Annotated in this window: 14 protein-coding genes; 4 read left to right on the top strand and 10 right to left on the bottom strand. The window is 35.3% G+C overall.

Features of this window, described 5'->3' with window-relative positions; genetic code table 11:
* Positions 1–223: 223 nt before the first annotated feature.
* The gene (locus ABNX05_RS04295; RefSeq protein WP_349658586.1) at positions 224–610 is read right to left on the bottom strand and encodes a hypothetical protein; all 387 of its coding nucleotides are present in this window, start codon (positions 608–610) and stop codon (positions 224–226) included.
* 263 nt (positions 611–873) lie between these two features.
* Here ABNX05_RS04295 and ABNX05_RS04300 point away from each other — a divergent pair, with 263 nt between their 5' ends.
* Together ABNX05_RS04300 and ABNX05_RS04305 are read left to right on the top strand one after the other, a co-directional pair.
* Entirely contained in the window at positions 874–1,407 is a 534-nt protein-coding gene (locus tag ABNX05_RS04300) for a sigma-70 family RNA polymerase sigma factor (protein ID WP_349658587.1), read from the top strand.
* Positions 1,400–2,425 (top strand): DUF4179 domain-containing protein, encoded by a 1,026-nt coding sequence (locus ABNX05_RS04305; protein ID WP_349658588.1) that lies wholly within the window; start codon positions 1,400–1,402, stop codon positions 2,423–2,425. Before ABNX05_RS04300 ends, ABNX05_RS04305 begins: the two co-directional genes overlap by 8 nt.
* A 388-nt stretch (positions 2,426–2,813) precedes the next feature.
* Here ABNX05_RS04305 and ABNX05_RS04310 read toward each other — a convergent pair whose 3' ends face one another.
* From ABNX05_RS04310 to pdxR, 6 genes are all read right to left on the bottom strand, one after another.
* A complete protein-coding gene (locus ABNX05_RS04310; protein WP_349658589.1) occupies positions 2,814–3,029 on the bottom strand; it encodes a hypothetical protein in 216 nt (71 codons plus the stop codon).
* Between the two features lie 567 nt (positions 3,030–3,596).
* Positions 3,597–3,797: a DUF3997 domain-containing protein gene (locus ABNX05_RS04315; RefSeq protein WP_490390920.1), complete on the bottom strand. Its 201-nt coding sequence runs from the start codon at positions 3,795–3,797 to the stop codon at positions 3,597–3,599.
* 259 nt (positions 3,798–4,056) lie between these two features.
* Positions 4,057–4,437: a hypothetical protein gene (locus tag ABNX05_RS04320; RefSeq protein ID WP_349658591.1), complete on the bottom strand. Its 381-nt coding sequence runs from the start codon at positions 4,435–4,437 to the stop codon at positions 4,057–4,059.
* 473 nt (positions 4,438–4,910) lie between these two features.
* Entirely contained in the window at positions 4,911–5,084 is a 174-nt protein-coding gene (locus ABNX05_RS04325) for a hypothetical protein (RefSeq protein ID WP_197141129.1), read from the bottom strand.
* 342 nt (positions 5,085–5,426) lie between these two features.
* Complete coding sequence (locus tag ABNX05_RS04330; RefSeq protein WP_349658592.1) at positions 5,427–6,347, bottom strand: aminoglycoside phosphotransferase family protein; 921 nt, start codon at positions 6,345–6,347, stop codon at positions 5,427–5,429.
* A 96-nt stretch (positions 6,348–6,443) separates the two neighbouring features.
* Entirely contained in the window at positions 6,444–7,835 is a 1,392-nt protein-coding gene (gene pdxR / locus ABNX05_RS04335) for a MocR-like pyridoxine biosynthesis transcription factor PdxR (protein WP_349658593.1), read from the bottom strand.
* 246 nt (positions 7,836–8,081) lie between these two features.
* Between pdxR and ABNX05_RS04340 the strand changes: the two genes are divergently transcribed.
* Entirely contained in the window at positions 8,082–9,290 is a 1,209-nt protein-coding gene (locus ABNX05_RS04340) for an MFS transporter (RefSeq protein ID WP_349658594.1), read from the top strand.
* A 445-nt stretch (positions 9,291–9,735) separates the two neighbouring features.
* Positions 9,736–10,839, top strand: a complete 1,104-nt coding sequence (locus ABNX05_RS04345) for a hypothetical protein (RefSeq protein WP_349658595.1) — start codon at positions 9,736–9,738, stop codon at positions 10,837–10,839.
* Between the two features lie 82 nt (positions 10,840–10,921).
* On the opposite strand, the gene ABNX05_RS04350 is transcribed toward ABNX05_RS04345, so the two are convergent.
* From ABNX05_RS04350 to efeB, 3 genes are all read right to left on the bottom strand, one after another.
* On the bottom strand, positions 10,922–15,397 hold the full coding sequence (locus ABNX05_RS04350) for an endonuclease (RefSeq protein ID WP_349658596.1): 4,476 nt from the start codon (positions 15,395–15,397) through the stop codon (positions 10,922–10,924).
* A gap of 576 nt (positions 15,398–15,973) precedes the next feature.
* On the bottom strand, positions 15,974–17,689 hold the full coding sequence (locus ABNX05_RS04355; protein WP_349658597.1) for an FTR1 family iron permease: 1,716 nt from the start codon (positions 17,687–17,689) through the stop codon (positions 15,974–15,976).
* Entirely contained in the window at positions 17,664–18,923 is a 1,260-nt protein-coding gene (gene efeB, locus ABNX05_RS04360; protein ID WP_349658598.1) for an iron uptake transporter deferrochelatase/peroxidase subunit, read from the bottom strand. The genes ABNX05_RS04355 and efeB overlap by 26 nt, the downstream gene beginning before the upstream one ends.
* Between the last annotated feature and the right edge of the window lie 18 nt (positions 18,924–18,941).

An 18,941-nucleotide genomic window follows, 5' to 3' on the forward strand; every position in this document is an offset into this window, starting at 1 on the left:
TGAGTGATATTCTCCCTTGATAATTGTATTCCCCCCTTATTGAATCAACCCGCTTATGTTTGTTCAATAGTATTCGAATTTCTATTATATTTAGCACTGTCAAATAGTAGTTAGAAGATAACAAAAGGAATTGCAGTTAACTGCAATTCCTAACTTGCTGGCTATGTAAGAATTTGTTATTGTTTAGAAAATTGAACCTTTGAAAATTACGCCCGCTTCTAAATTATATGTCATAAACAAACTTTGAACAAATACCCCAATAAGAGTTCTCATAGTATTCTGGATATTCGATAAGAAGTTGAGAACGTTCATTCCACAATTGAAGTTCTTTTGATTCAGCTGTTTTTTCCATCGTATCTAGTAATTGAGATAGCTTTTGAATTTCTTCATTGTCCCCTACTCGAACCGTATCTCCTGTGAATACATATAAAGTATTAAGGAAATAAGAAGTATGTTCACATTGCTCATCCTCAACAAATGTACAAATCATCGGTATATTTTCAAATTTATAAATGGCGAGTTCCCAATCTTGCACAGGTTCCATTTCATCACTATATGCCCATTTTTTTATTTCTTTTTGTGTAGGATTCCAAGGGTCTTTAAATTTCATTTTATGCTCCTTTAAAATTAAAGTAATATTAATTTTCTTCAAAATTATAACACGGAACATTGTAAAATGGTATAAAATATGTAAATTTACAACAAACGAGATGACTATTATAAAAACTGAATAACAAGGGGAGGAGACATTCTTTTTAACGGGAATGGTAGCCTTTAGAGTACTAGTTCGAGAAATGTTTTGCTTAATTAATAATTTTGCAACCGATTTACTAGTTCATTCGACTTTATTGTGTAACGGATAGGAGGACCAAAATGGATTTAGGAAAAATAGTGAAAAAAGCAAAAAAGGGTGATGATGAAGCATTTGAACAACTGATTGATTCTGTTCGACAAAAGCTGTACCGAACTGCCTATGCATACGTTAGAAACGAACAAGATGCTTTAGATGTCTATCAAGAAACAATTTATACAGCCTATATTTCAATAAAAACATTAAAGAAGCCTGAAAGTTTTTCTAGTTGGATTACAAAAATTCTAGTTTTTAAATCGATTGATTTTATTCGAAAAGAGTCCCGCCATTTTACTGCAGATAATGAGGAAATCTTTAATGAATTAATCACTTCAGAAAATAGCGATTTTATCATGCATTCAATGGATTTGTCAGAAGCCTTTAAATTCTTAAACCCTACTGTAAAAACCATTATTTTGTTGAGGTACTATCACGATCTGTCTATAAAGGAAATTGCTGCGATCATGAATTACCCGGAAGGAACCGTTAAATCACACTTAAATAGAGCAAAAAAAGAGTTAAGACCCATTTTAAAGGAGGGTTATCTGTATGAATAAAGACAATTTCAATCGATCTATCGACAACATAAATGTACCTGTTGAAAAGCTAAAGGCAAGGGAGAAAACGGCTATCTTTCAAGCCAAGAAAAAAAGAAAAGTAGGAAGAACAACTAAACAGTCAATCTTAGTTGCATGTGGGCTATGTATATCTTTGCTTGGTTCTGGATTTGTTTCAACAGGCATGGCAGAAGCATTATCAAATATTCCCCTGATTGGTCCAATTTATAAGGACTTTAGAGACATTGCCTCAGATAAAATCGAACACGATCAACTTACGACTGTAATTGATAAACAAGATAGTAAAAATGGCTTAACAATGACTGTAAAAGAAGCAGCTTATGATGGGAGCCGGTTAATCGTAACAGTCGTTTACACAGGAGAAAAGGAACTTTCGATGGAAGAAGAAATTGTCGGCTTTAATTATATAACAATTAATGGACAACCAGTTAAACCAGCGATTGGTTCAACTGGGCAAGATGACATAAACTCAAAAACAATAATTGAACATCATCAATTTACCTTTTCTAATTATAATGAATATGGAGAAGAAATTGAGATTGCCGTCCATGGAGAAGATTTATTTGGCTATGAGGGCAAGTTGAAGGTGTCTTTCCCACTAAAAAAAATAAAAGGTGATGTTTTTGAATATTATCCAGAAGTTACAACTAAAACGGTGGATGAAGTTTACACGTTAACAGCCGACAAAGTAACATTTTCACCTCTATCAACAAGAATAGACCTAACGATTGATTACCCTACTGAAATGGATGAAAACGATAGTTGGCCATGGTTTGATTTCTCTGTAGTCGATGATAATGTTCATGTATATGATAAACTGAAACTACAAGCAGGCATGGCTGTTGGGAACTATGGTCATCATATGGTACTGACTTTGCCTCCAATGGATACGATACCAAAATCATTTACACTCAAGCCAAGTCATACAAACAATGAGGGCTTTAGTGAAGAGATAAAGGAATTGGAATTGGTCGTTCCTATAAATAAAAGTAAATAATGACCTCGTTTGTTTCGTTTACTCATATTGTGGAAGTATCTAAATTGAACATCGAATTTTATTAAAAGCCACTTGAAAAGCCGAATTCCATAGACATTGAATTCGGCTTTTTATATTAAATATTCATAACGTTGAAAATCCGCATTTTCCTGATGCTCCCCCTATTTGAAGTCATATTCCTTCTTCCACTAACCTGTCTCCGTAAGTTCAATAAAAAAAGAGCTGCATATGCAACTCAATGATCATCAAGAAAAAAACCTCATTAGTTGAAGAAGGTCCTAATGATTTTCATCTAATTAGATAACGCGGTCTTCAATACCTTGGTTATAAATGTTCAATATTGTAGCAAGATCAATAGTTGTGCTCTCTATCCTTTCAACTATTTTTTCTACTGCTTTGTAACTTGCATACTGCCGATGATAAGCATGATAATACCAATTACCGCCAGAATTATCTGAACTAAGAATGGACTCAATGAAAACACTGTTTCACCTTGCAAGTGCAATCTGAATAACCTTTCATTCAACCCTACAATCGCCAATATTGGCTTAAGAAACAAACTTAGCGCTAATAATACTATCCCCCAAATAATATTGCTATTCATTTATTCAAAACCTCTTTTCCAATTAAGATAAATGAAAATTAGTTCGCAATAAAACGATTTATCATTGTCATTCTATAATATTCTAAATCGTCAATGTTTGCTTGATAATATCCACAACAAGTCAAAAATTCGCTGTAATAAAAAATTGTCCACCATCTACCGTAAAAAGTTACTCCTCCACCTGCATAATCGCTCCACTCGCACATGTCATACATTATAGCACTGTGGTCGTTGCGACCATTAATGATTGTAATATCATACGCGATCTTCTAATGCCTAATTTAGGCTATAGCTTAAATTATTGTTTTCTGAGCCTCTCCGCAAATTCTATGCAAATTACCTACTATTCCTTAAATAAAATAGCTATCTTCTTAACTCATTTATGGCAGAAATACTTTTAAAGTCTGCTCTTCTCATCTCTTGCCACCCATATTTTATCGTTTTCAACTATTCTGCTGGTTTAGTTTAAGGAGAAAATGGCTCCACTCCTTATTGACGTAAAGCCTCTGGTAGTTGAATAAGACAATACAAAATTCGATTATCCTTTAAGATTGAAATCCACTCTAATCATTCTATTTGTGACCAAAGACCATGTACTTCTTGTTTCTGCATTTCAATTGTCCAATAAGAAAAGTCATCTTCAGTAGGATTTTTTGGTGGCTCTTCAATACCTCGCTCATTAGCCTTCAAATGCAATTGTTTAGCATTAATATATTGATCATCCCACCATACATCAGTCACATTTCGGGTACATATAAGTAATTTAATATATTTTCCTTTTCAGTGTTTACTGGTTTCTCCCCTAAATTGCAATTTGATGGGCAGAGAGTCAATTAATTCGATAACCATTATCTATTGTAATTGTATAACAAGTTAAGCCAACACATTCAACTTATGTAATAATTTACTAAAAATAAATATAGGTGCTGCCCTGTTAGCACAAGAAGCGACTGTTCTAATTGAACAATCGCTCCCCGTTAGTTTAAGTAGAATACTTCACAAACTCTAGCTGTTCTCACGCAACATATCATTTCCTTTTGATTTTCTGCGTTTTAGCAAATACATAACCTGATAATCCTAGTGACGCACTAATAACATAGCATTTATAATTATTTTTTTGTAAGAATTGTTCGAGTTCATTCGTATCATCGTACCAAATCGGCCAAGCATATAATTTATGTGATTCAAATTGTTCTTTGTTCTCTTCGAAAAATGTATTCAAATCTATTTCTTCAATATCAAATAAAATACTTCCCGCCATTACATGATCGAAATAATGTGCTAAGTAATTCTCGAATGTAACAGTTACAATTTCATCTGCCACCGTTTCGATATCTAATAGCAATTCATTTTCTAGAAAATTTGCTGAGTATCCTACTAACACACCATCGTGAATAGATATTGTCATTCACTTCCTCCTCAAAATTGTTGCGTTGTTTGAAAATGAAATAGTTGAAGAAGAAAAGTGAAGCTTATTAAACAATCGCGCCCGATTGCTGAATATCGGTTTTCAATTAAAGGCCCTGTACTTGAAGTATAGGAATGATGAATGATAAAAAATGCAGTTTGTTTTAATGCGCCAAATATACAGATTTTTATTCAGATAATACACTCTACATAATCTTGAAAAGTACTATCGTAGCCCTGTTTATATATTTGCATAAAAAGCTGTATAAACAATATTTAAAGGAAAATCCAAGAAATGTTGGTTTAACAGTATTTCTTGGATTTCGTTCTCTCTCCAAACTTTCATTTGGGAACGTTTATTATGATTGTTTTGTATAGCTTATAAGTCCTTGTTGCACTAAAACGCCCGATTGCTTAAGAGAGTATTGGTACAAATAGAACGTCAAGAAAAATGTCTACCGATATTAATGTGTATTAATGACCTATATTATCGTTGTTACCACTAAGTGGTTCTACTACTTCTCCATCTTTATCTATTACAATACTGTCGGTTTCCTTATTAGCCTCGGTCAAAGACCCATAATAAATAAAAACACCAAAAGTAATGATAGCTATCATTGTTAATACTATAGAAATTCTCTTTTTCATAAAGTAGTCATCTCCCTACATATAAATTAATTTTTTCTAATTTTAATATACACTTTTTTCCAATCCAATCCAATTAAAGCACAGCCCTTATTCAATAACTACACCCGTTAGTGGAAGTATAACCTTCCCAAAGCGTCGTTCGGGGACATTTCATAAAAGAATGTTATTCAATAATATGGCCCGATTGTTGAACACAAGTTAAACAACACTCTTCAACTAAACTGCTCCGTTAGTCGAAGAAGAGGTGATTAGATTTTGCTCATAAATAAAAACTGAACTAAATTTTATAAATATAGTTCAATTTGAAAATATACTATGGCCGTTTATAAACCTGTAACTTTATCAAATTGGTATGGACTTATACCATAATGGTTGATCCAAATTAAAATAGTCATGATCTTCTAAAATGAGATGGATTCTTTCCAATGCATCATCAAAAGATTGTTCATCATATTTTTTCGTCCACACAATCGTAGAGACGATATTCATCGCTGCATAAAGGGCATATATTCGCCAAAATGTATCGTTTGGAGATTCTGTAATATAGCCATTTATTTGTCCAATACAAAATGGGATACTATGTCTTCTGCTAAACAATGAAAGATTATAAAAATCATGATATGGGTCACCAAAATCATAGCCATTAAAATCAATTACGCCATTGTACGTGTTATTTTGTACAATAATATGGCCAAGATGAAAATCATCATGGAGTAATGTTATAGGTCGATCTTTAAGAAGATAGAAATTGTTTTCAATAAAGTTTAATATTTTATGCTCTTTTGGCAGTTGATAGCTATCTTTTTTATATTCATTTAAATAAAAACTGAATTTCTTTTTTTGAGCTTCTTCCCATTGTATCGTTTGTGGGGCATGGGCATGTAGCTGATGAATTTTTCTTAATTCTTTCCCAGCAGCAAGACCTATATTAAATTGCGCCACATCAGAAAGATTCCAAATGAATTCATCCGCAGGGTATCCTTCAATATAGCTTAATACCATGACAGAAAGATTAGCCTCATTCAATAAAGTACATTCTATGGCTTTATTCGTTTGTACACCTTGTTTTTCTAATGCTTGAAGCAATGAAAATTCGACGGTTCGTTTTTCATGATATTGTATGTCTGATAATCGAATAAAGTATTGATTTTGGCCGACAGTAACTATGTATTTTTCATCTGGTGAGTATCCTTTTTCGATTTTTTTTATAGATGAATATCCTTTAAGGCTCGATATGTGGTCTATTACACTTTCAATTAGCAAAGTCAATTCCCCTTTCCATACAATGAAGCTCAGATATTTGATAGTGACACCTTAAAATCTTAACTTGATATCGATGTGGTGCTACCCCTCATATGATTACAACCATATTTTTGCTAATTGTGAGACTCCTTTTATGATCTCATCCTCACTTAAATTACCCAATCCAAGTAAAATATGTGGATATTGTGGTTTATATTTCGAAAAAGTTTGTGAGCAAGGATGAACTGCTATCCCGTGTTCATATGCACTTTCAATTAGCATTTTTTCAGTCATTTTTGTTTTAACTTCAATAATAACGTAAACTCCTGAGCTACTCCCTTTTATTTCAACATCATTTTTAAAGTGTTTTAGTATTTCCCTATTCAATAGATTCATTTTACGTTTATACAAAGCTTTCATCTTCCTTAAGTGTGAGTACCAATAGCCTTCATTCATGAAGATCGCCAATGTTCTCTGGTGAATAGATGAGGATGTTTGCTCAAGCAAAGGAAGTATCTTTTTATATTCACTTACTAGTCTCTTTGGCAAAACCATATAACTAACCCGGATAGAAGGTAACAATGCTTTTGAAAAAGTTCCTAAATAAACCACCCTATCATTAGAATCTAAGCTTTGAAGAGACGGTATAGGTTGATGGATGTAACGAAATTCACTATCGTAATCATCCTCAATAATATATCCTTCCACCCTTTTTGCCCATTGAATTAACTTTAATCTTTCATTGACGGGGATAGTTACTCCGTATGGAAAGTGGTGAGTAGGAGTGACATATAAAAGTCTAGAAGATGACTGTAAAAGGCGATCGACTACAATGCCTTGTTCTGTTACCGGGATTGGATCAATGATAAATGACTGAAGCGCAAATAAGTCCCTCGCCACATTATATCCAGGGTCCTCTACTGCCAAATATTGATAGTCTTGCTTTAGCAACAGCGTCAAAAGTAATAACAAGTGTTGTGTACTACTGCCAATAATAATCTGTTCAGCAGAAGCATTAACCCCTCTTGATTGGAACAAGTAATCTACTAATGCCTTTCTTAGTTGAATATCACCTTGTTTATCTCCGTATGAAAACATGCTAGAGTCTTTAATTACTTTGTTAGTAAGCATTCTCCATGTTTTCAAAGGGAAGTTCTCTTGATCCACTGTCCCGATTTTAAAGTCAATCGTTTTGATGTCAGTTTGATTCTTTTCATGATGCTGTTCTTTAATGGGTTCATAATTAAGCGTCTCATCCGATATATTTGCATCTACAAAAAACCCCTTTTTGTTCTCACTTCGAATATACCCTTCCGATTGCAATTGTTCATAAGCTAGCTGAGTTGTGTTTCTGCTGACCTCTAGTTGGAGAGCAAGTTGCCTAATCGATGGCAACTTCGTATTCCACTCTAATTTACCAGATAAAATCTGAGTACGTATGTATTGATAAACTTGTTGGTACATAGGAGTGTTACTTTCTCGATTGATATTAAAAATTAGCTCATTCATCGTTAAAACACCTCATCTGTCATTTGTGTTTATTGTAAACTGTACCTTTTAGAAATGACAGTATAAATGAATAATGAATGTAGAAAAAGGTCACTGATGACAATATTTATGAACATATTTTGTGGGAATCAACTTGATAACAATAAGAATTCAAAGAACTTCTGTCATCTTGGGAGGTCTTAACCTAAGTTCCTCTATTTCAGCGGATGGTACAAGGAATTTAATATATTAGAGGAGGTGGAAATATTGGATAAACCTCGATTATGGACAAGGGATTTTATCGGTATTGCCATTACTAATTTTCTCGTGTTTACAACATTTTTTTATTTATTGGTCACATTACCGATATATACGTTACAAGAATTGCATGGTGCCAAAACTGAAGCAGGACTTATTACTACAGTTTTTTTGATTGCCTCCATCCTAACACGCCCATTTGCAGGTAAATGGATCGAAAAAGCAGGAAAATATGTCGTTTTTATAAGTTCCCTCCTTGTTCTTTTCGCAGCTTCAGCTTTGTATTTTATTCCGCAATCTTTGATCGGCTTACTATTTCTTCGCTTTTTTCATGGAATTGGATTTGGAATGGCCACAACGGCCACTGGAGCAATTGTAGCTGATCTCATCCCTGAATCCCGTAAAGGAGAAGGAATGGGGTACTATGGACTAACGCTAAATCTTGCTATGGCTATTGGTCCCTTTTTAGGTTTGACTGTTATGCATCAAACAGCGACAAGTCTAATGTTTATCTTAAATGCATGTTTTGCTTTCTTTGCACTCGTTGCAGGATTATTTGTTAAATTACCTAAGAAAACTTTTATGCCTGAACAGGAAATTGAACGAAAAACAAGCATGAAAATTGGAGATTATTTGGAACGTTCCGCTATTCCTGTATCATTGATTTCAGCTTTCTTTGGACTGATTTATTCAGGAATTATTTCCTTCGTATCCTTATATGCAAAAGAGCAAAGCTTAGTGGAAGCTGCTAGTTATTTCTTTGTTGTATACGCAGTGGTCCTTTTAATTTCACGACCTTTTACCGGAAAATGGTTTGATTTATTCGGGGCAAATATGATCATTTATCCCGCTATTTTATGCTTTGCAGTCGGTACGTTTTTACTGAGTGTATCAAATACGTCCTTGTTATTTCTTACATCAGCAGCCCTTATTGGTGTTGGATGGGGAACTGTATTTCCGAGCTTTCAAACTATTGCTATTCAAGTAGCACCCCCTAAAAAGAGAGCATTGGCTACGGCTACATTCCTTTCTATCTATGATTTTGGATTCGGCATTGGGTCATTTATCTTTGGTATTGCCGCAGCTAAAATTGATTACGGATCCATATATTTTTATTGTTCATTCCTTATCATAATCGGAATTGGTGTTTATTATTTACTGCATGGTAGACTATCTTCACATTCTATTGTGAAAAAGGTAAAGAAGGAGATTGCCTAGGTTTTTGACGTCAACAGCATAAAAACATGCTATTACAGTGTAACATTGATTCTTCAACATATGGCATGCTGAACTCGATGACCCTACTGAAATTGTACGTTTTTAAAAAATAACACGCCACTTCAACTTAAACCTTGAAGTGGCGTGTTGAGTACACTTCTTTTTATCCAGCGTTCGATCTCACACTTCCATATTTGCTAAACTCAGATTCAATATGACATATTGGCAAATAAAGATTCCACTACAATCTCCTCAACAGCTTCCATAATCTCACTATCTGCATCTACTTTATGAACTTGTTATAACACTTCTTCTAGTAAATTTATAGATTTCCCAATAAATATTGGTACTTTCAAAAAAATATGTAGATACTACGATGTGACTAAAGGTAGAATTGAAAATGATAGATTATGACTAAATTAAAGATTAAATGGAGGTTTTCAGGATGTTGAGAAATTTGTCTATCCTCTTACTAGTATGTTTATTAGTAGGATGTTCAAGTAATGAGGGAGTTTCTAAGAAAAATGAAGAGGCTTCTGAGAAGCAAACAGCAGAGCAAGCGCTCCCTCAATCAAAAGAAGAATGGCAGAGTACGGTAAAAACAAGTGAATGGTATGAGCAAACGAAATCTAAATTCCCTGTAGCGGCTGAACAATTTGTCGATTTTGATGGAGATAAAATCCCTGAATATATTTTCGGTTATAGTGATCAAACCCGTTACGGTTACATTGTAGGGAAATATAATAGAACAAATAAAACTTGGGAAAACTGGAGTGATCTACACTATGAATATCCAATCTATAACGAGATTGCATTCCATGGCGTACTAAATGGACCAGATGATAAAGAAATACTCATCGCGAGTGACTTTCAACCAGGAGTCAAAACGATTGCACATGAAGTAAACCTTATTAAGGCTTCTGATGATAATTCTCATGTCATAATGGGCTTCAAAGCATATGCAGGAAGTAGGGAGGATATAACTATAAATCCAACTACAAATTCCTTTCATTTAGTTGGGACGGAATTAAATCAAACCTATCTAGTAAAAGACGATCATCTATTAGCAAATAATGAAAAAATATTGCTCGAAACAGGCCTTCCATTAATACATAATGAAGCATTTATGAAAGCATTAAATAACAGTTTCACCAAAACTGGGATTTCCTTTATGGACACTATTGGTGATGGCGTTCAAAAGAATAAGGCTATAGCGAAAGAAGAATCATTTGAAGGTGTTTCATGTAAATCGTATGAAGATTACTCAATTTGCACTACATTTTACGATGGAAACATAAACGACGCACCAATTACACATGTTCTTTTATTTAACTTTAAAGAAGTAACGGCAAAAGATATTTCAAAAGCTATACATCAAAAAGTGACAATAGAAACAAAGGATTTCACCGATACTATTGACCAAATACTATATTTCGCAACATTTACTGTTGATGATGTAGTATTTCATGCTGAATTCGATGGGCCTACTGAAAATGCCCTTTTGAAAAGAATAAGTATTCAAAACCTTAAAGAGCACTCCGAATTTTAGTAGAATTGAAAAGAGTTTAATAAAACTCAAACGCCACTTCAACTTAAACCTTGAAGTGGCGTTTTGAGTACTCTTCATTAACTTACCATATCTTCTCCACCCATTCAGGATGATCTATAAATGGATTTCGATTGCCTTGGATTTCGTAAATTTTTTCATTTCTTTGTTTTTCATATTCATCTACAGGATCTTGCTTATGCCATTGTAAAAGAACAGAGAGCTTACCATGATAAGGAGCAGTTCCATTATTAACTTTGTCATTTAATTCAAGATCCACCTTATCCCCAGCTTCATAGCGAGTGGCCATATACAATAATATACGTGCTACATCACCTTTTACGCGATTAGGTGGTTCAAATGAATCTGAATCTTTCAAGCAACCATTACAACCTGCCACTGGACTGCCACCATTGTCAAAATCTAAATTCCCTCTTGAGCTATTAACTTGTACATCGGTTGGGCGTAAGTGATGGATATCTGTTCCTGGGCCATTGCTTGTCCCAAAGTTACCATGTGACTTTGCCCACGTATGCTCTCGGTTCCAGTTCCCTACATTGCCACCACTGTTTGTTTTTGGACTAGTTTTCCCAGAGTAAAATAAAATGACATTACTCGGATTAGCAGGATCTTCATCCGTATACTTCAATGCATTCCAAACATCATCATAAGAAAGTACCTTTTGAACTGAGATGATATCATGAAGAGCCTTTTTAAGTGCTTGCCCTTCCTTGTTATAAGCACCTGAATAATAATCATTAGCAATGACTGTCACGCTGAAACTTGTAGTGACACTTTTCTTCCCATCAGAAGCTGTAACGCCAACAATATGACTACCCTCTGTTAAATTAACTGTTAATATCGTTCCATTTATCGTGCCTTTTGTAGCAGTAAATGAAAGTTTATCACCATCAGGATCGGAAAAATGATTTGTTAAATCAATTTTAATTTCCTCTCCAATAGCTACAGTTTTGTTAGTAATAGGTTCTTTAACGATTGGTTGATTGTTTTCAGCAGGCACAGAAGGATTCACAATCGGTTTTCCCTTTGAATTTGTAAATTTAATTTGCTCAGGAGCTGCACCCTTTTTATAGATGATCGATTGTAAATCTAAATTTTCAGCGCCTCTTATTTCACTGACTTTTGCACCTTCAATTGTGAGTGATTTCACGATAGTGCCTTTAAGGTCAAGAATCATCCCTGCTTTCGCTGGACTTAGGATAACATCAGTCGTCTTAAAGCCCTCCCCATGGAGTTCTGCATAGGCACCTTTAAGGAACACACCTTTTGGAATAGCAGATTGAGCATCTAAATGAAGTGCTATACTAGGTTTATTGATTGTTAATTTGTTCTTTTTGAAGTTCTTATAGTCATATACTATTTCAGGTTTAATCGGTTCAACAGTTGAATCATTATTAACATCAATTTGAACCATTACTGGATCATGGTCACTTGCACGACCGGCCATATCTGTAAAATCAGCATTAATATGAAGAATATCAACTTCTGTTTTCTCTGCCAAATTGTTTGACACTAAAATATGGTCTAATACTTGTGAATTCCCCTGATATACATATGTGTATCGATCAGAAGCCTCTACTTTATTAATCATATTCGTCATCCATTGTCCTTCATGGATTTTAAGCGCATCCGCAAATTGATAATCATTAAAATCACCTAAAGAAACAATGTTTGCATCTGGATTTTTTGATTTAACGTCTCCAACAAAATTAGAAACAATATTGGCGATTTTTTTACGTTGTACTTCACTTCCATACTGTGGAGGCTGAATCGAACCAAATAATGGGGTATCCCCACTTTTAGAATTCCAGTGATTTGCGATCACAATTACATCTTCATCTTGGAATTCAAATTGCGCTGCTAAAGGTTTACGGCTACTTTTAAACGCTTCGTTTGCAGGATCAATACGCCCAGGGTTCACTGTTAATTTCCCATCTTCATAACCAACAGCTGTTGTAGCATCTCCTGCTGGAATACCATCCTTTAACTTCACTCGCTCTGGATTATAAAGGAAGCCAACTCGAATATTTGCATCTGGTGCTCCACCGTCTTGATTGTTAATTGGATCGATATTAACATACTGATACTCGACCCCACCTACACCTTTAATGGCATCAATTAATCTTTGATAACTTTGATCCGCTTTTGAATCTCCTGCAGATGGCCCGTTATTATCTTGTACCTCTGTTACACCAACAATATCAGGACTGCCCATATCAATACCAATTGCTCTTGCTAATTTTTTCGCTTTATCATCAGTAGTAGACGTTTTGTTATTAGAGAAGTTCTCCAAATTATAAGAGGCAATTGTTAACTTATCTTCTGCCTTTACTATTTTTGTCGTCTCAGGTGATGTATTTCCTTTTTCATGAGCTGCCTTCATCTCATCTAGAGAAGCATAGATTTTAAAGTTTTGATACGAATAGCCTACGATTCCCGTAATTGGCCCTTTAAATTTATCCCCTGTAGCCACTTCAAAATCACGTGCAGCTCCATTCGGTTCTAGTCGGAATTGAACTCTGTTTGGATTTGCATTTTCTTTCTCATGCAATACCCCACCGTGAATTGTGTTTGTTGGTTCACCCTCAAGTACTGTTACTAAATCCCCATGCTCTTGTGGTGCTACCGCTTTCACGTTTCCAACTTCTACTCTCATGCCTTCGATACTTTCCCAAAAATCGATAGCGTCGATTGTTGGATTAAAAATCCCAAGATTATCACTGTCGATTTTACTAAAAGACATTTTTAACTTATCGATTCCAATTGCTTTTGGTAAGGCTACACTACTTTTAAGTACTTCCACTTTTCCGTCTTGATCGTCACGCACATTAATTTGTGTTGTTTTTAAATCTGTTTGCTGTCTGTCATCATAGCCATCGTATGCATATTCGCTTACTTTACCTTTAACAGATACTAAATCCCCAACTTTTATTGGCCATGGTTTCTTTCCACTGTACAGAAAAATACCTTCAGAAGTGTTCGGATCATGATCGGCTAATTCATCTGGCGTTTGTATCGTATAATACCAATTATTATTTAACGTGAATGAATAAGTTACGATTCCTTCAATTCCTTCAACTGTTTTACCATCAAATGTTGTAGCATGCCCCGCACCTTGAATATCATGAATTTGTAATTTATCTGCAATGCTATATTCAAATGTAGTTATTTCACTAAACTTGCCATCTTTAGATTTAACGATTGTTTTTAAAGTCGTATTTTTGCTAATCTCAATTGGTGTTTCATATTTAAGACTTTTCTCAGTTGGCTCTGTACCATCTAATGTGTAATAAATTTCTGCATCTGCTGTGGATGTTGTTAAAGTCACTGTTGTTTTCCCAACAAACGTTCCACTTCCAGGAGATGCGCTAGCAGGCTTTAGTGCTGTACTATCCACTACGATATCTGCTTCTGATCGAGGGATCACCTGATAGTCTTTATCGAACTGTTGAACAATACCAGTGATAGATTCATAGTTTGTACCGACAGTTAAGCCAAGCGAATTTGTCTCATCTCGCACAAGAAAATTCGTTCCGTCATTTGCAGTAAAGTTTGCCCATCCTGCACCTTGTTGAACATCTGTAAGCGTAACATTTTTCACTGTTACTAACTGCGATTCACTCTCTTCATTTACTTGAGCCCCTTCTACTACCTTTGGAGCAGGTACCCCAGCATTTTCAACTTTTTCAACGATTGTAGCACCATCTAATTGTAGTAAACCACGATAGTCTGCTAACTTCCCTTTTAACGTAACTTCATCCCCGACAGACATAGCTAGACTAGTAGGTCGTACCGCAATACCACCTGTCTCATCTTGAACAGAAAACGTATTTTTTAAGCCCGCTGCAACTCTACCTTTGACCGTTACCGTTTCACCTACACTTTTATTTCGAGCATCTCCAATTGAGAGAATTGCCGGTACTTCGGGGTCAACAGGCCCTCCTGAATTGCCATCCATTACGTGTTGGCCTAAATTGGATAAATTATCTACCGGTAATGAATCCCATTCCGATGCTGCATTAAAAGAATCATTAATAGTTGTATCACCCGTCAAAACTGAACTCTTCCTTACTAAAGTTACATCTTTAGCAAAATCTGCTGAAGAACCAACTTGTCCAATGGAATCGACTATTTCACCAGATTTTCTTAATACGACTGGATCATTTCCATTGAAATTAATAACCGTTATGTTTTCTAGATTTCCTTTTGCTTTAATGTTTGGATCTGCATCTTTATGATGTAAAACATACGTAGCACCGTTTTCTAAAGTACCTGTTAAACTCACTTTATTCTTTGCGGTAGCTTCTCCGTTCGTATGAAGCTCTAGCGTATAATTACTTAAATCAACCACGGCACCTGTACCATTATAAATTTCAATCGCTTTATTGAAGGAAGTTCCTTCAATATACTCTGAAATGATTAAATCCTTTGCAAGTGTTTCTGCATTTACTGTAATGGGTGCTACAGGTGCGGCAAAACTTGCGACTAAAGTTGTTGCTAAAAAGGTATTTAACGGCTTCTTCCAATTCTTCTTTGACATCAGGTCAGTTCTCCTTTCAATTTAAAGAAAGTCAGTTTTTTTGCAAAAGATACTTTCGATTTAGGTCTATACCGTACAGACGACAATTATCGCGTACGCCATGTCGTAAATGGTCGAACTATTCAAAGCATATTTCCCCATTACATATATATGTAATCATATTATTATTAATTCACTATTTTTATAGTATTTATATTATGTTAATGATTTGTAATAATAGAAAACACATCTACTACAGGGATTTTAACAATTTATAACATAATTTTAACATATAAATAAAATTAGACACTTACCTAAAATGCTTAATTATAAAAAACTAAAACGGGCTAATTGATTTAGGCAAAAAGAAAATAGTCTCTTAACCAGTTACTGGCCAAGAGACTATTTTCTATCTTTCTACTACTTTTGTATCAACATTATTATGTGGAAGTATAGCGGCTCATCGGACGCGCCCAGTCGGAACGGAAATCAACCCCACTCTTTGCCGAAAAACCATACACTATTGCAGATGGCTCCTTATTTCATTGACACAACATAATAAAGGGCAGATGAAAGTCTATTCATCTGCCCTTCTATTTATTTTTGTTTCTTTTTATAAATAATCGTACCTACAACAAGTAAAAGTAAAATCGCTTGTCCAATCATTGTTTCTACTGTTGGATAGAAACCAATGATGTTGACAACTGGCAAGCCATCTACAATAGTTGTTGAAACAGAATCCCTTAACTGTAATGTATGCAGGCTGACACCAATAATTTTAAATGCCAATACGTAGATTAACACCGTAGCTACAGCGAAAAATTTATGAATTGGAATTTTTCCACTTGCTTTAAATAATACAAATGCAAAAATAACTAATATTAAAAGTGCTACTACGATTCCTAGTACAAACTGTGATGTCTCCATTTTAGGTGCAATTCCTGCATAGAAGACAAGTGTTTCTGCACCTTCACGGAAAACAGATAAAAAGCTAATTGATGCCATCGCAAACACTGAGCCCGTAGAGATGGCATTGCCCATTTGTTTGGAAATATAGCGGTTCCAGCTTACCACACTCGATTTACTATGGAGCCAAATACCTACTCCAATCATCATTGCTGCTGCAAGTAAACCAACATAACCTTCCATTAACTCTCGATTAGTATCAATCGTTGCAGAATTAAAAATCGTAGACATTAATACCGCAGCAACTGCAGATAATAGAATCCCTACAAATGCGCCAGCATAAATCCATTTACGCATTGATTTTTGACCTGATTTGTCTAAGAACGATACTAAAGCTAAAATAATGAGCAGAGCTTCTAACCCTTCACGCAGTAAAATAAGAGCAGCATCCCAAAAAGAATAATCTGTATTCCCTTGGATCAGCTCGATTTCGGTACGAATTTTATCTAGCTTGCTTTGAATACCTTTTTTATCAAATGTTGATTTTAATAAATCACTCGCGATAATCGGCATTTCACTTTCAATTTTAGTATATAGACTACCATTACGAGTGGAGATTTCAATTTCCACACTTGGCCAGATAGTAATAAATTCTCGAATTTTATCAGAAGCTGCTTTATAATCACCTGCATCGATAAAATCGTTTGCCTCATCAATATAAGCGATTAATGTAGCTAATGAATATTCCCCTTCCACTACTTCTGCCGTTTCCTTACCAGCCACAAAATCCTCTATTGTTTGCTTTAAGTCAGCAAATTGGGATTTCATAAGTTCTATATCAGGTTCCTCAGCGGAAATGGAAATGCGTAAAAACGCCATTTGTGTTTCAATTTGCCCATACATCGCGATACTTTGCTCACGCACAGGTCTTTCGTTTTTATTCCATTTAATATTAAAGTCTTTATAGGCTTCATCAATTGCATTGATGTCACCACCTACTAAAGCTTTCTCAAAGTCCCCCATGATTGGCTTAAACTTTTGCCCAAATTCTGCACGCTGTGCCGCTTCATCAACAGGATTCTCAAGCTTTTCTAATGCCCGTAAGACATTTGACAATTCAGATAGCGCCTTTAAACGTTCATCCTTAGTTGTAGCTTCAACTGCTTGTGCAAGAATATTATCAACTTTTTCTTTTGCTTTCTTTTGCTCTGATGTAACCGATGCCCAGTCTGTTGCAAACTGTTCAAGGGCTTGGTCGGCTTCGGATTCCTTATCCTGCTTCGTATTCATTAGTGCATCACTAATAGAAATGTATAAGTGACTATAAGATTGCGCTGCCTGCACGGGTACAGCAAGTGTCAATAACAAGCAAAGTACCAAGCTACAGCGCGTTAAAAAGTGCTTCACCTATATAACTCCCCTTTTGTACACCAGGGAAGCAAGCGAACACTGCGCTGCCTCGATGTGTAGTATACTCATTCATTTTATCTAAACGTCCTAAGCTATTTTGAACTGTTATAAATTGGGCTGGGTCTTTTTGATAAGAAATAAACATAAGTCCCGCATCATGCGCACCTGTATTCGTCATAACACCCGAGGCATAAGAATACGAACGACGTAACATACGTGCACCTGATTTACGTGCCAAATGTACGTGTGACGTATCTGGCATAATATACTCACCTTTACTATCCTTCGCTTCTACATCGAAATCATCGAACTCTTTCTTTTTACCAAAAGGTGCACCACTATCGCGATAACGACCAAATGTTGCCTCTTGATCTTTCAAAGATGTGCGATCCCATGTTTCAAGGTGCATTTGAACTTTACGTGCGACTAAATAAGAGCCACCTTTTAGCCATCCTTTATCGACCCATACAACTTTATTTAAATCTTTGTCATCGGCAGTCGATGGATTTCCAGTGCCATCCTTGAATGCAAATAAATTTCTCGGTGTTCCGCCACCAGCAGGGAATGAGTTAAAGCCTGCTTGAGACCATTTAATTTCTACCTTACCAGATGCTGCACGAACTAAGTTACGTACTGCGTGGAATGCCACCTGCGGATCATCCGCACATGCCTGAATACAAAGATCTCCACCTGTAAGTTCTTTTTGTAGCTGATCTTTAGGGAAATGTGGTAAATCATTTAATTCTGCAGGCTTCAAATGTTGGATCCCGAGCTTATCAAACAAAGATGGGCCAACACCAATAGTAATTGATAAATTTGAAGCGTCTAAACCTTCTGCTTCACCTGTATCTCCTGTAGGAACTCTAGTATTTGTTGTTAAATCTACCATTAATTCACCATTCATTAAACGTACAACAAGAGGTGTCCATTTTTTGAACAACTCTTGTAGGTCTTTCTTTGATGTAAATAATACATCCAAAGAAGCAAAATAAATATTTGTCTGAACTGGTGTAATAATGCCAGATTGATGTTTTCCATAAAAATCAACTTTATTACGTGCAGTCGTGCTATCCTCAACAGGCTCGAACACATCGTAGCCCATTACTTTCATAACACCACCTAAGCCAGAAGCACCTATCGCTATACCAGCTGCTCCGATACCTGTTAGCTTTAACATGTCACGTCTTGATATTTTTTTATTCATCCATTTTTCATCATTTGACGCTGTCATTTATTATCACTCCAAAAA

It is taken from the genome of Lysinibacillus zambalensis (assembly GCF_040183165.1).
In the GTDB taxonomy this organism is placed as follows: Bacteria; Bacillota; Bacilli; order Bacillales_A; family Planococcaceae; genus Lysinibacillus; species Lysinibacillus zambalensis.

What these genes read in the sequence shown, in the direction of transcription:
- ABNX05_RS04325 (WP_197141129.1), bottom strand. Translation starts at nt 5,084, where the DNA reads ATGAAAAAGAGAATTTCTATAGTATTAACAATGATAGCTATCATTACT.
- ABNX05_RS04320 (WP_349658591.1), bottom strand. Translation starts at nt 4,437, where the DNA reads ATGACAATATCTATTCACGATGGTGTGTTAGTAGGATACTCAGCAAAT.
- ABNX05_RS04305 (WP_349658588.1), top strand. Translation starts at nt 1,400, where the DNA reads ATGAATAAAGACAATTTCAATCGATCTATCGACAACATAAATGTACCT.
- ABNX05_RS04310 (WP_349658589.1), bottom strand. Translation starts at nt 3,029, where the DNA reads ATGAATAGCAATATTATTTGGGGGATAGTATTATTAGCGCTAAGTTTG.
- efeB (WP_349658598.1), bottom strand. Translation starts at nt 18,923, where the DNA reads ATGACAGCGTCAAATGATGAAAAATGGATGAATAAAAAAATATCAAGA.
- ABNX05_RS04295 (WP_349658586.1), bottom strand. Translation starts at nt 610, where the DNA reads ATGAAATTTAAAGACCCTTGGAATCCTACACAAAAAGAAATAAAAAAA.
- pdxR (WP_349658593.1), bottom strand. Translation starts at nt 7,835, where the DNA reads ATGAATGAGCTAATTTTTAATATCAATCGAGAAAGTAACACTCCTATG.
- ABNX05_RS04300 (WP_349658587.1), top strand. Translation starts at nt 874, where the DNA reads ATGGATTTAGGAAAAATAGTGAAAAAAGCAAAAAAGGGTGATGATGAA.
- ABNX05_RS04350 (WP_349658596.1), bottom strand. Translation starts at nt 15,397, where the DNA reads ATGTCAAAGAAGAATTGGAAGAAGCCGTTAAATACCTTTTTAGCAACA.
- ABNX05_RS04345 (WP_349658595.1), top strand. Translation starts at nt 9,736, where the DNA reads ATGTTGAGAAATTTGTCTATCCTCTTACTAGTATGTTTATTAGTAGGA.